Annotated in this window: 13 protein-coding genes; 5 read left to right on the top strand and 8 right to left on the bottom strand. The window is 62.9% G+C overall.

The features are described 5' to 3' along the window. A partial coding sequence (locus Y704_RS0105125; protein WP_026549318.1) for an isocitrate/isopropylmalate family dehydrogenase occupies positions 1 to 632 on the top strand: 632 nt, incomplete at its 5' end. A gap of 131 nt (positions 633 to 763) precedes the next feature. Here Y704_RS0105125 and Y704_RS0105120 read toward each other — a convergent pair. The 7 genes from Y704_RS0105120 to Y704_RS0105090 form a co-directional block, all read right to left on the bottom strand. Further along, a complete protein-coding gene (locus Y704_RS0105120) occupies positions 764 to 1,747 on the bottom strand; it encodes an NAD(P)-dependent oxidoreductase (protein WP_051476712.1) in 984 nt (327 codons plus the stop codon). Between the two features lie 29 nt (positions 1,748 to 1,776). Further along, positions 1,777 to 2,943 carry a mandelate racemase/muconate lactonizing enzyme family protein gene (locus Y704_RS0105115; RefSeq protein ID WP_026549316.1) on the bottom strand — a complete coding sequence of 389 codons (1,167 nt, stop codon included), beginning with the start codon at positions 2,941 to 2,943 and terminating at the stop codon, positions 1,777 to 1,779. Then, positions 2,940 to 4,031 carry a tartrate dehydrogenase gene (locus Y704_RS0105110; RefSeq protein ID WP_026549315.1) on the bottom strand — a complete coding sequence of 364 codons (1,092 nt, stop codon included), beginning with the start codon at positions 4,029 to 4,031 and terminating at the stop codon, positions 2,940 to 2,942. Before Y704_RS0105110 ends, Y704_RS0105115 begins: the two co-directional genes overlap by 4 nt. Positions 4,032 to 4,046: 15 nt before the next feature. Next, positions 4,047 to 4,484, bottom strand: a complete 438-nt coding sequence (locus tag Y704_RS0105105; RefSeq protein ID WP_026549314.1) for a tripartite tricarboxylate transporter TctB family protein — start codon at positions 4,482 to 4,484, stop codon at positions 4,047 to 4,049. 1 nt (position 4,485) lies between these two features. Then, positions 4,486 to 6,033, bottom strand: a complete 1,548-nt coding sequence (locus Y704_RS0105100) for a tripartite tricarboxylate transporter permease (RefSeq protein WP_026549313.1) — start codon at positions 6,031 to 6,033, stop codon at positions 4,486 to 4,488. Position 6,034: 1 nt separating this feature from the next. Next, the gene (locus tag Y704_RS0105095; protein WP_162149368.1) at positions 6,035 to 6,976 is read right to left on the bottom strand and encodes a tripartite tricarboxylate transporter substrate binding protein; all 942 of its coding nucleotides are present in this window, start codon (positions 6,974 to 6,976) and stop codon (positions 6,035 to 6,037) included. 675 nt (positions 6,977 to 7,651) lie between these two features. Further along, complete coding sequence (locus Y704_RS0105090; RefSeq protein WP_026549311.1) at positions 7,652 to 8,119, bottom strand: VOC family protein; 468 nt, start codon at positions 8,117 to 8,119, stop codon at positions 7,652 to 7,654. Between the two features lie 109 nt (positions 8,120 to 8,228). On the opposite strand from Y704_RS0105090, the gene Y704_RS19120 reads away from it, so the two are divergent. Both Y704_RS19120 and Y704_RS0105080 read left to right on the top strand, forming a co-directional pair. Then, positions 8,229 to 8,693, top strand: coding sequence for a DUF3054 domain-containing protein (locus Y704_RS19120; RefSeq protein ID WP_051476710.1), 465 nt, complete (start codon positions 8,229 to 8,231; stop codon positions 8,691 to 8,693). Next, positions 8,693 to 8,974, top strand: coding sequence for an Lrp/AsnC family transcriptional regulator (locus tag Y704_RS0105080; RefSeq protein WP_026549310.1), 282 nt, complete (start codon positions 8,693 to 8,695; stop codon positions 8,972 to 8,974). The genes Y704_RS19120 and Y704_RS0105080 overlap by 1 nt, the downstream gene beginning before the upstream one ends. A 79-nt stretch (positions 8,975 to 9,053) precedes the next feature. On the opposite strand, the gene trpD is transcribed toward Y704_RS0105080, so the two are convergent. Further along, complete coding sequence (gene trpD, locus Y704_RS0105075; RefSeq protein WP_173401124.1) at positions 9,054 to 10,115, bottom strand: anthranilate phosphoribosyltransferase; 1,062 nt, start codon at positions 10,113 to 10,115, stop codon at positions 9,054 to 9,056. 149 nt (positions 10,116 to 10,264) lie between these two features. Here trpD and Y704_RS0105070 point away from each other — a divergent pair, with 149 nt between their 5' ends. Together Y704_RS0105070 and Y704_RS0105065 are read left to right on the top strand one after the other, a co-directional pair. Next, the gene (locus tag Y704_RS0105070) at positions 10,265 to 10,903 is read left to right on the top strand and encodes an aa3-type cytochrome oxidase subunit III (protein ID WP_081747414.1); all 639 of its coding nucleotides are present in this window, start codon (positions 10,265 to 10,267) and stop codon (positions 10,901 to 10,903) included. Between the two features lie 84 nt (positions 10,904 to 10,987). Next, positions 10,988 to 11,776, top strand: coding sequence for a cytochrome bc1 complex diheme cytochrome c subunit (locus Y704_RS0105065; RefSeq protein WP_026549307.1), 789 nt, complete (start codon positions 10,988 to 10,990; stop codon positions 11,774 to 11,776). Positions 11,777 to 11,960 lie beyond the last annotated feature (184 nt).

Genomic DNA, 11,960 nt, shown 5'->3' with positions numbered 1-11,960 from the left:
GCAACGAGGTTGCCCTGCAGACCGCACTCTTCACGGAGAAGGGCTGCGAGCGCATCATGCGCTTCGCCTTCGACCTGGCACGCACCCGTACCGTGAAGAAAGTGTCGAGTGTCACCAAATCGAACGCGCAGCAGTACGGCATGGTCCTATGGGATGAGACTTTCCATCGGGTATCCGCGGACTACCCGGACGTGCAGACCGAGAGCGTCCTGGTCGACGCGATGAGCGCCAAGTTCGTCCTGCGCCCCGAAGACCTGTCCGTCGTCGTCGCATCCAATCTCAACGCCGATATCCTTTCGGACCTGGGTTCAGCACTGGCCGGCAGCCTCGGCCTGGCCGCTAGCGCCAATCTCAATCCCGAGCGGCGTTTCCCAAGCATGTTCGAACCGGTGCACGGCACCGCACCCGACATCGCGGGCAAAGGCATCAGCAATCCGATCGGCGCAATCGCCAGCGCAGCCCTGATGCTGGACCATTTCGGTCTGCACGAGGAAGCCCGCCTCATCGAGGCGGCAATCGAACAGACAACCACCGCAGGCCATCTGACCCAGGATGTGGGAGGCAACACCAGCACCGAGGCAGTAACCGACGCCGTCGTCGAGGCCCTCGTCCGGAGCCTGGCCGCCGTCTAGCAGCCTTGGCCCGTCGGCATTCCGATCAGGTTGCCGGCACGTGTGGAGCGAAGCGCCTCGGGCACCTGATGCTCGCACCGGCCGATCCGGTGCGGGCATCAGTGCCCCGGAGAGGAGGACTCAGTCCGGAATCATCGGGTTTCCGGTGTAGGGGTCAACGCCGCCTTCCCGCTGAGTACGGCCAGTATGTTGTCCACAGCAAGGTCCGCCATGCGCTCGCGGGTGGCGTGCGTCGCTGATCCGACGTGGGGAAGGGCTGCGATGCGCGGGTGGAGCAGGACGGGCGCCGACGGATCGCGGAGAGGTTCCGTTTCGAACACGTCGAGGCCCGCCGAATGAATCTCCCCGTTATCGAGTGCCGTGAGCAGCGCCGCAGTATCCACTACGGCCCCACGGGCTGTGTTGATCAGCGTTGCGGTGTTTCTCATCCTGCTGAGTTCCGCCGTACTGATGAGGTGCCGGGTCTCCGGTGCAAGCGGCACGTGCAGCGACACGATGTCGGAGCGCTCCAGCAGCTCGTGCCAGGGGACGGCTGTCGACAGCGCGGTGGTACCGCTTCGGGAGAGGCTGTGAAGCACGGTCATGCCGAATCCGGTGGCACGGCGAGCCACGGCCTGGGCGACCTGGCCGAACCCGGCCAGTCCGAGGGTTGCCCCTGACACGTCAAGTCCGAGGTGCTCGTCGAACCGGGTGCGCCTCCAGTTTCCCGAGCGCAGATCACCGTTCGCTGCGATCAGTAGCCGACGGGCCAGAAGGATGAGCGCGAAGGCGGTGTCTGCGGTGGTGTCGAAAAGGACGTCCGGGGTGTTCGTTACGATAACACCGTGCTCCCGGGCGGCCTCGACGTCCACGCTGTCGAACCCTGCGTGCGGCAGGGCAACGATTTTCAGGTTCGGTGAGGCTTCAAGGAACGTGCGATCCACCGAGGCGTAGACCGCAAGCAGGGCATCCGCGTTCGCGGCGAACGCCCTGAGTGCAGCCCCCGACGCCGGGACGAGTTCATCGTCGTCCCAGAAAATCACATCCGCGTGCTCCCGAAGGCGGTCTATCCCCGAGCCGGGCAACGACGAACGCGTGACGGCGACCAAGGGACGGTGCTGCTCAGGTGGTCCCATCGGATTTCCTGTCGACTCGTGCCGGGCTATCAGTCGCTCAGGGAGCGCATCACCCGGTAGAGGTCGCTTTTCCCCTCGAAACCGATCCCCGGGAGGTTGGGCATGGTGATATAGCCGTTGTCGACCTCTACTCCGTCGGGGAATCCGCCAAACGGCTGGAACAGATCGGGGTAGGACTCGTTTCCACCCAGACCCAACCCCGCGGCGATGTTCAGGGACATCTGGTGTCCCCCGTGGGGGATGCAGCGTGTCCGGGACCAGCCGTGTTCATCGAGCATCGACAGCGTCCGCAGGTATTCCACCAACCCGTAGCTCAGGGCACAGTCGAACTGCAACCAGTCCTTATTGGGTCGGAGGCCACCGTAGCGAATCAGGTTGCGGGCGTCCTGCATTGAAAAGAGGTTCTCGCCCGTTGCGAGGGGATTGGCGTATTCGGCGGCGACCTCTGCTTGGGCCTCGAAGTCGAGGGGATCCACCGGTTCCTCGTACCAGAACAGGTCATATGCCGAGAGCGCCTTCGCGTACTCCACGGCTGTCCGTGTATCAAAGCGCCCGTTGGCGTCGACTGCCAGTCGTTGTCCCGGTCGCAGCATCCCCAGCACCGCTTCGATCCGCTGCATGTCCTCCACCAGGGAGGCGCCGCCGATTTTCGCCTTGACGGTTGTATAGCCTCGGTCCAGGTAACTATGCATCTCATCGCGGAGTCCCTGGATCCCGCGTCCCGGCTGGTAGTAACCCCCAGCCGCATAGACGAAGACTTTGCTGTCCGCCTGCCCGTTACCGTAGCGCTCGGCCAACAATCGGAAGAGGGGCTTGTTCTCGATCTTCGCTACCGCGTCCCACACGGCCATGTCCATCGCTCCAACGGCGACCGACCGTTCCCCATGTCCGCCCGGCTTCTCATTCGCCATCATCACATCCCAGACGCGGCTGGGGGCGAGGTTCTCCCCCGTGTCATCGAGCAGGTCCGCGTCATCAGCGGCCATCACCCGGGGAATGAAGCGCTCCCGCATCATCGAGCCTTGCCCGTACCTGCCGTTGGAGTTGAACCCGTAGCCGACCACTGGGCGTCCGTCGCGCTGGACATCGGTGATTACTGCGACCAGGCTCAACGTCATCTTGCTGAAGTCAATGAAAGCATTCCGGATGGATGAGCTGATCGGTAGGGTTTCCTCGCGGATTTCAACAATTCTCACGCGGTTGCACCTGCATTCGACACTTGATCAAACGCAGCAACAAGCGCGTCGGATACTTCGTCAGTGGTCGAGGAACCACCAATGTCGGCCGTCCGCACACTGGTCTTCTCGAGAACGTGCTCCATGGTGTCAAGCAGCGCCTTCCCTGCTTCCTCCTGCCCCAGATGGTCAAGCATCATGGAGGCGGCCCATACCTGGCCCATCGGGTTCGCCTTGCCCTGACCCGCGATGTCGGGCGCCGAACCGTGGACGGGTTCAAACATGGATGGGAACTTCCCCTCGGGGTTCAGATTGGCCGACGGAGCTATGCCGATACTGCCGATGATGGCGGCGCCGAGGTCAGTGAGGATATCGCCGAAGAGGTTTGATGCAACGACGACATCGAAGCGGGCCGGGTCCAGCACGAACAGCGCCGCGAGGGCATCGATGTGATACTCGGAGATCTTTAGGTCGGGGTGTTCCACTCCGAGCTCTCTCAAAATCTCATCCCAGAACGGCATGGTGTGGATGATGCCGTTCGATTTGGTTGCTGAGGCCAGGATTCCCTTGCGATGGTGGGCGAGATTGATGGCGTAGCGCATTGCGCGCTCGACGCCGAACCTAGTAAACACCGACTCCTGGATGGCAAGTTCCTGCGGAGTCCCGCGATACAGGCGCCCTCCGCTTTCGGAGTACTCCCCCTCGTTGTTCTCGCGCACCACCAGGAAGTCGATGCCTCCTGCCGGGATCTTCCTCAGCGGACTTTCGATACCGGCGAGGAGCTTCACCGGCCGCAGGTTGATGTACTGCTGGAAGGCGCGCCGGATGGGAATGAGCAGGCCCCACAGCGATACGTGGTCGGGAACTCCAGGGAACCCGACGGCACCGAGGAAGATCTGATCGCACTCCGCAAGCTGCTCGATGCCGTTTTCGGACATCATTCGACCCGTACGAGAGTAGTACTCGCAGCCCCAATCGAATTCCTCCCATTCAAAGGAGAAGCCGTACCGTTGGCCCGCGAGCCCAAGTAGCTTCTGGGCCGGCGGCATTACTTCGATGCCGATTCCGTCACCGGGAATGACGGCGATGTGGTAATTCGGTGTCGTCATGGGTTACCTCCGGGGTTATAGGGAAACTTCGGGCAGGGTGACGTACAGAACCTGGGTGAATCCAAGATAGAACACGCCAACCACTGCGACGGCAACGCCCAGGTCCAGGGCAAGATTTTTCAGGGTAGGCCGTTCAGTGCGCATCATCACGGCGACCAGGGTGAAAAACAGGATGCCGCCGACAAGGTACCCGAGCACAGGCAACGAGATGACCCAGGCAATCAGGAGAATGAGGGCGCGGCCGAGATCCCGATAATTCAGACGACCGGTAGTGTCCCATCCGCTCTCGTGCCGCCACAGCACGCCGCGGGCAATCAGCATCACACTGAGCGCGGCAAGCACCACCATCACCACGTCCGGGAATAATCCCCCGTAATCGCTGGTGTAATCCCGCTGAATCCAAAAGATGAAGCAAAATATCAGGACGACAAAGCCGCCGATTATATTTCCCATATCAATCGTTCTCTGCTCGATCGGCAGCGACAGCCGGTGCTGCCTCTGTGAGGTTTCTTCGGGCTCGTCTCTTCTGCACCATCGGCCAGACCGCTGAGATCAGGCACATGGCGATGAGGATGAGGCTGATCGGCCGCGTGAAGAACGTTGACCACGGCATGTCGGCACCCGACGACGTGAGGATGCCCTGCACGAGGCCGGTCTCGGCAATCGATCCGAGAACCAGACCGAGGACAATCGCCGCTCCTCCAATGCCAACGCGCTGCAGCAGGTACGCCACGATCCCGAGTGCGAGCATGATGAACACGTCGAAAACCGAGCTCCTGATGGCATAGGCGCCGATTATGGAGAGGACTGTGATCGAGGGGGCGAGATAGCGGACGGGCAGGGCCATGACTCCGCGCTGGAGCCCTCGTCCTGCGATGAGTCCCACGGGAACCATCATGACGGCCGACACTGCCAGTGCAAGGATGAACGTGTAAACCAGTGATCCCGATGTCTCGAAGAGCTCAGCGCCCGGACGCAAGCCGTGCAGCAGCAGCACCCCGAGGATGATCGCATCGGGCGGGGTTCCCGGGACGCCCAGGGTGAGGGTGGGAATGAACCCGCCGCCGACCGTTCCGTTGTTTGCCGACTCCGACGCGATGACACCGTCGATTTCACCCTTGCCGAATGTCTCAGGATGCTTTGAGGCCCGTTTTGCCTCGTTGTACGCGACGAGGTTCGCGACACTCCCACCGGCTCCTGGAAGGATTCCAACGGCGGTGCCAATCAGTGACGACCTCAGGAGATTCACGGGCCGGCCGAGGATGTCCTTCACCATGCCGAACAGGCTGGCCTTCTTCTGGCTATCGTCGACCATCTGCGCGTCGCGGGTTCGCAAAGCTATGAGTCGAATGACTTCCGGAACAGTAAAGAGCCCGATGAGGGCCGGCACCAGCGGAACCCCGCCCTGAAGCATCGGATCACCAAAGGTGAACCGAACGTCACCTCCGACCGGTGCGATGCCGATCGTCGCGATGAGCAGACCGATCAGGCCACCGATCAGCCCTTTCAGGAGTGATCCTGAAGCGAGGCTCGCGATGATGGTAAGCCCGAACATCGCAACCCAGAAGTACTCTTGGGGCCCGAACCGCAACGAAAACGAGGCGAGGGGAGGAGCAAGGAAGATCAGAGCGACAACACCGATGATTCCACCCACGAACGAGCCCATGGTTGCACCGACGATTGCGTATTCGCTGCGGCCCTGGCGGGTCAGGGGATACCCGTCCAGGGCAGTGGCGATGGAGGACGGCGTGCCGGGAGCATTGACAAGGATCGCGGTGAATGACCCCCCATAGATTGCCCCCATGTAGAAGGCCCCCAGCAGGACCAGTCCCGGCGTCGGATCCATGGCGAAGGTGAAGGGGACAAGTAGCGCCACACCCATTGTGGCGCTGAGTCCCGGCATTGCCCCAAGGGCCATGCCGGCGAAGGTACCGATCAGCACCAGGAGCAGCATGGAGGGGGCGAGGTTGGCCAGCAGGCCCTGCCCTAGTGCTTCGAACATGTCAGGGGACCATTCCGAGCCTGGTCAGCAGGTCCTCGTAGACGGCGGTCCGCTCTTCGGTCAGTGCTGCTGCCTCGGCGGGTCCGTAGTTCTCCAGCACGAAGCCCTGTTCCTCGAAGGCCTTGATGAGCTCAGGATCCTCGTTCACTTCCTGGAAGGCGTCAGCGAGGGTCTGGACAATCTCGTCGGGCGTTTCCTCGGGTACTGAAACCCCACGGTATGCACCGTCGGCGAGTTCGTAGCCCTGCTCGGCGAATGTCGGCACATCAGGGAAGCTCGACATGCGCTCCTCGGTTGCCACGGCGATCGCCCTCACCTGATCCCCGAGTTGCGAGATCTGCGGGGTGTAGGACATGAGGGCGTCCACGTGCCCTCCAAGAAGGGCGGGCACCGCAGTACCTGTGCCGGAAAACGGTGTGTAGGTAAGCTCGATGCCGGCCATGTCCGACAACATCAGGGTTCCGATGTGGTTGGCGGTGAAGTCACCGCTACCGCCCACGGAAATGGCTCCGGGATTCTCCTCGGCCTCAGCAATGAAGTCATCAAGGGTCTGGATATCGCTGTCAGCCGGCACCAGCAGGACGTTCGGGGTGCTCTGGAAGATGTATACCTGCTTGAGGTCTTCGGTGGTGTAACCAGCGTCCCCGCGCAGCATGGGCTGCAGGATGATGTGTGGAAGGTTGCTTCCCATGACGGTGTAGCCGTCGGGAGCAGTACGGGTCAATTCGGACCATCCCAGCGCGCCGCCACCTCCGGGCTTGTAGGAGACGTTGACGGTCTGCCCGAGAATCTCGCCCAACTTCTCCTGCTGCAGCCGTGCCGTAATGTCTGATTCCCCTCCCGCGTCGAACGGAAGAACGTAGTCGATGCGCTTCTGCGGGAAATCAGCGGCAGCGCCACCACCAGCACCACATCCTGTTGCTGTCAGAGCTAGGGCGACCATTCCGACGACAGAAGTGAATATACGACGGCTCTTCATCTTTACCTCCATTGGCAAGCGTTAGCGCTGATCGGCTTGTGCAGTGTTGGTCGGTGCGGCCGGCAGCTGGCGCCGGGTCGCCGCAGTACGAACGCGTGGACTGCGGCAGGCACGACCATGCTGTGAAGACTAGCGTCGCCGGAACCTCGTGTCCCAGACAAATATCCTCTTACGCGTATAGGAAATGCCTATCCCAAGGGGTCAGCCTTCCATCTGACGCGATCTACGCGCCCGGCGATGGCACCCGGGAACAGGGATTTACGTCCGGGGCAGAAAACGTCGGCCGGGATCGCGCGATGTCAGGCTCCGGTGTTGCCCGCCCGGGAGGGAGAGGAGAGCCGGCGGCGGCTGGGGGGTGCCTGGCCTCAGGAGGGAGAGGAGAGCCGGCGGCGGCTGGGGGTGCCTGGTCTCAGGAGGCACAACGCCGCCGGCTCTCGAATAGGGAACTGCTCCACACGAGCGACCTGCTTCAGACAGTCGGAGCCGGGCGCCGGGTGGGGGCAGTAAGGTGGGCCGGCGTTTCTGTTGACGCCGGAGCCACTTCCATGACTGTATGCAGGACGCTCACCCAGCACACGAGTACCCACCACTCGAATTCGGGGCTCCTACTTGGTACTCGGGCCGCCGGCAGAAGACTCCTCATCTACCCGAGTAAGCCTGCTCCAGCACACGGATGTCGAGCTTGCCCATGCCCAGCATCGCGGACAGGGCACGCTGGGCTCCAGCGGTGTCCTCACCGCCGATCAGCGACGTCAGGACTGTCGGCACGACCTGCCAACTCACGCCGTACCGGTCCTTGAGCCAGCCGCACCGTCCTCCCACGCCGCCGCGGGCGGTCAGCGATTCCCAGTAGTGGTCGACCTCGTCCTGGTCGGCGCACCCGATCTGGAAGGACACGGCGTCGCTGAAGGCCGCGGCCGTGGCGCCGTTCAGAGCAAGGAAAGGCTGCCCGTCGAGTTCGAAGGACACGCTCATTGCGGGGGCGTCATCACCTGGGCCAGACCTCGCCACTGCGAGAATTCGTGAGTTCCGCACCACCTCCGTGTAGAGGGTCGCCGCTCCTTCCGCCTCGCTCTCGAACCAGAGGCATGGGGTGATCACACTCATGGCCGTTCCTTTCCACGCTGTGCCGTCGTCGGCATGGGAGTTATCGGTGGGTGTTCCAGCGCGAACGCTAGTCCCCCGGCACCGCGCCAGCAAGACCTAGGCTGGAGGGATGCAGAAACGTCCGCGCACCCGGTTCCCCTTCCTGTGGCTTGGCTGGTTCGCTGCGGACCTGGCGGTGATCGCTGTTTTCGCAGCATCGGGACGACACACGCACGAGCACGGCTTGGGTACATTCGGCATCCTCGCCACCGCAGCGCCATTCCTCATCGCGTGCATGACGGCGTGGATCGCGTTGCGTGCCTGGCGGACCCCCACCCGTGTCTGGCCTACGGGCGTCGGGATCTGGCTGCTCACCGTGGTGCTGGGCCTTGTGTTGCGCGCCGTGTCCGGTGGCGGCATGGCGCTGAGCTTCCAGCTGGTGACTTTCGCCGCCCTTGGAGTGCTGCTGGCACTCCCCCGGTGTGCAGTGCTGCTCATCCGCCGATCCGGCGGGCTGCGCGCCCGACGAGGTGCGCAGGGGCGCCGTGCGGGAGGTACGGTGTTGGAGAACCCCATCCCCACGAAAGGGCACTGATGATCACCGCCTTCGTCCTCATCCAGACCGATGCCTCGCGGATCCCGGAATGCGCCCAGGAGATCTCCGAGATCGACGGCATCAGCGAGGTGTATTCCGTGACCGGCGAATGGGATCTGATCGCGGTGGCACGGGTGACCCGCCATGAGGACCTGGCCGACGTCATCGCCGACCGGCTGTCCAAGGTAGAAGGCGTTGAGTCAACAACCACGCAGATCGCCTTCCGCTCCTACTCACGGCACGACATCGACGCCGCCTTCTCCCTCGGCTTCGACAGCTAGCGTTCGGCTGGGGTTGAGCTGGCGGCGCCAGGCGCGGCAGTGAGCAGCCTGTTGGCTGAACTGCTGTGTCGACTGCCTGCTACATCGACCTGCTCACCGCTACCCAGCGGTCGAGCACCTGCGCCGCAGCTCCGGAGTCGATCGAGACCCGCGCCTGCTCCATCGCATCCGAGATGCGGTTTACCAACGCGCCGTCGGAGTTCTCATCGAGGGCAACAAGTCCTGCAGCGGCATTGAGGAGGACGGCATCGCGGACCGGCCCCGCATCACCCGCCAGCAATCGCCGGACCACGCCCGCATTGCCCATCGCGTCGGTGCCGCGGAGCGCATCGACCGCCACGACCGGCACGCCGAAATCGGAAGGGTGCACAAGGTGTTCGTGCACTTTACCGTCCCGCACCTCCCAGACCGCCGAGGAACCGCTCGTGGTCAGCTTGTCGCGGCCGTCGCTCCCCCGGAACACCAGCGCCCGGATTCCACGCGCAGCCAGCACCCCGGCCATGAGCGGCGCCATCCTGGCATCCGCGCAACCCACCGCCTGCGCGGAAACCCCCGCCGGATTACTAAGTGGTCCGAGGAAATTGAACGCCGTCGGAACACCCAGCTCCCTGCGGGGTACCGCCACGTGCCTCATCGACGGGTGGAACACCTGGGCGAAGCAGAAGGTAATACCGGCCTGCTCTGCGGTTGCCGCCACCTCCGCCGGCACAAGATCAAGCCGCACTCCGAGCGCTTCGATGACGTCAGCAGCACCCGACGACGACGACGCCCCGCGGTTACCGTGTTTGACCACTTTCGCGCCGGCCCCCACCGCGACGAGCGAGGCCATGGTCGAGATATTCAGCGTGTCCAATCCGTCTCCACCGGTGCCCACGATGTCGAGTGTCTTCCCCGAGACGGCAATGCGGTTGGCCCGTTCGAGCATGGCTTCGACGAGGCCGAGAAGCTCATCCACCGATTCGCCCTTCGCGCGGAGTGCCAGGAGGAAGCCTGCGATCTGGGAGTGCGTTGCCTCACCCGACATGATCTGGTCCATGGCCCACCGGGTCTGCGCGGTCGTCAGGTCCTCGCGTGCGATCAGGGCGCGAAAGAGCAGAGGCCAGGCTGGCCGGGGTGCTTGCAGGCTCGGGATAGCGTTCACACCCCTAGGTTATCTACGAATTGTAGAAAGTCATTCAGCCAGCACTTCCGCGTAAACAAAGGGCACACCCGTTCCGTCGAACTATCGGGGACCCGACGCACCCCTTTTTGCATTGGTGATCCAGCCGAACATAGAGACATAATGATCCTGTGACATCTGCGACTCAAGCTCCCAGCGCCGCCGCTCATCCCGCGCTCAACCGCCCCAACATGGTTTCCGTCGGAACCGTTGTGTGGCTGTCGAGCGAACTGATGTTCTTCGCGGGCCTCTTTGCCATGTACTTCACCCTGCGCTCCACCTCGGGCGAGCTGTGGGCGCTCGAATCGGAAAAGCTCAATGTTCCGTTCGCGCTGATCAACACCATCATCCTGGTGTCCAGCTCCTTCAGCTGCCAGTTCGGCGTTTTCGCAGCCGAGCGACTCCAGGCCCGCCGCACCGGAGGACTGTTCTCACCGCTCCGCTGGGGCATGGTCGAGTGGTTCTTCCTCACCTTCCTCCTTGGCGGGGTCTTCGTCGCCGTCCAGGCGTTCGAGTACGCGATGCTGGTATCCGAAGGTGTTGCGCTCTCCTCCAACGCCTACGGCTCAGCGTTCTACATCACCACCGGATTCCACGGCCTCCACGTGCTCGGCGGCCTGATCGCTTTCCTCTTCATCATCGGCAGGGCCTACGCCGCGAAGCGATTCGGCCACTTCGAAGCCACCTCGGCTATCGTCACGTCCTACTACTGGCACTTCGTCGACGTGGTCTGGATCGGTCTCTTCATCATCATCTACTTCCTCAAGTAATCCTCCTGTAGACTTTTCTACTAGCGGTAGAATTCAAGGAAGAAGTTCAGAAGCTATGGCAACACGGCAGACAGGAACCATCGCGTGAAGGCATTATCACAGAGCCGGCGTCACCCACTGGCAGCATTGGCGCTGCTGTTGCTGGCCCTGCTTGTCACCGGCGGCGTCTACGCTTTCGCCAGCACCGCCAACGAAGCCAAGGCCCAGACGACGTTCTCGGCCGATGACGTGGAGGAGGGCAACAAGCTCTTCGTCGCGAACTGCGCCTCCTGCCACGGCCTGGGAGCCTCGGGATCAGACGCCGCCCCTTCCCTGATCGGCGTCGGCGCAGCCTCCGTGGATTTCCAGGTCGGAACCGGCCGCATGCCCATGCAGATGGACGGACCACAGGCGCCGGTGAAGCCGGTTCAGTTCACCGATGAACAGATCCAACAGATGGCTGCCTACGTTGCTTCCCTCGGAGCAGGCCCGGCCATTCCCGGGGAGGAGATCCTCGACACGTCGGATGCGGATACATCCAACGGTGGCGAGCTGTTCCGCGTCAATTGCGCCATGTGCCATAACGCCGCTGCTGCCGGGGGTGCCCTGACCCGCGGAAAGTACGCCCCGTCGATCGACGGTACGAGCGGCAAGCACATCTACGAAGCCATGGTCACCGGCCCGCAGAACATGCCGGTGTTCAGTGATGCGAACATCACCCCCGAGGACAAGCAGGACATCATCGCCTTCCTCGACACGATCAACGAGCAGGGCTCACCCGGCGGAGCCGAACTCGGCGCGCTGGGACCGGTGTCCGAAGGTCTGTTCATCTGGGTTGCAGGCCTCGGAGTGGTGATTGCCTTCACTGTTTGGCTGACCTCAAGATCCTCTTAGTTTCCCGACCCTCAGGGTTGACGGTTTTATCGATGAATTGTGAAGTACCTAAAGAAAGTTGAGAGGGATCATGGCCGACAGTAGTCACGGCAGTCCGAACACCTCGGTCACCGTTGCTCAGCCGGGCCAGGGCGGCGTTGATACGTTCGAGAACCCTGGCCTCCCGCCGCACCGCCCACGGCTC

It is taken from the genome of Arthrobacter sp. Br18 (genome assembly GCF_000520555.1).
GTDB lineage: Bacteria > Actinomycetota > Actinomycetes > Actinomycetales > Micrococcaceae > Arthrobacter_D.
The sequence above is the reverse complement of the archived record's forward strand: the minus strand, read 5'-3'. Positions and strand labels throughout refer to the sequence as shown.

Excerpts from the sequence above, each read along its gene's own strand:
- Y704_RS0105120 (WP_051476712.1), bottom strand. The coding sequence starts at position 1,747 with ATGGGACCACCTGAGCAGCACCGTCCCTTGGTCGCCGTCACGCGTTCG.
- Y704_RS0105110 (WP_026549315.1), bottom strand. The coding sequence starts at position 4,031 with ATGACGACACCGAATTACCACATCGCCGTCATTCCCGGTGACGGAATC.
- Y704_RS0105105 (WP_026549314.1), bottom strand. The coding sequence starts at position 4,484 with ATGGGAAATATAATCGGCGGCTTTGTCGTCCTGATATTTTGCTTCATC.
- Y704_RS0105100 (WP_026549313.1), bottom strand. The coding sequence starts at position 6,033 with ATGTTCGAAGCACTAGGGCAGGGCCTGCTGGCCAACCTCGCCCCCTCC.
- Y704_RS0105095 (WP_162149368.1), bottom strand. The coding sequence starts at position 6,976 with ATGGTCGCCCTAGCTCTGACAGCAACAGGATGTGGTGCTGGTGGTGGC.
- Y704_RS0105090 (WP_026549311.1), bottom strand. The coding sequence starts at position 8,119 with ATGAGTGTGATCACCCCATGCCTCTGGTTCGAGAGCGAGGCGGAAGGA.
- Y704_RS19120 (WP_051476710.1), top strand. The coding sequence starts at position 8,229 with ATGCAGAAACGTCCGCGCACCCGGTTCCCCTTCCTGTGGCTTGGCTGG.
- Y704_RS0105080 (WP_026549310.1), top strand. The coding sequence starts at position 8,693 with ATGATCACCGCCTTCGTCCTCATCCAGACCGATGCCTCGCGGATCCCG.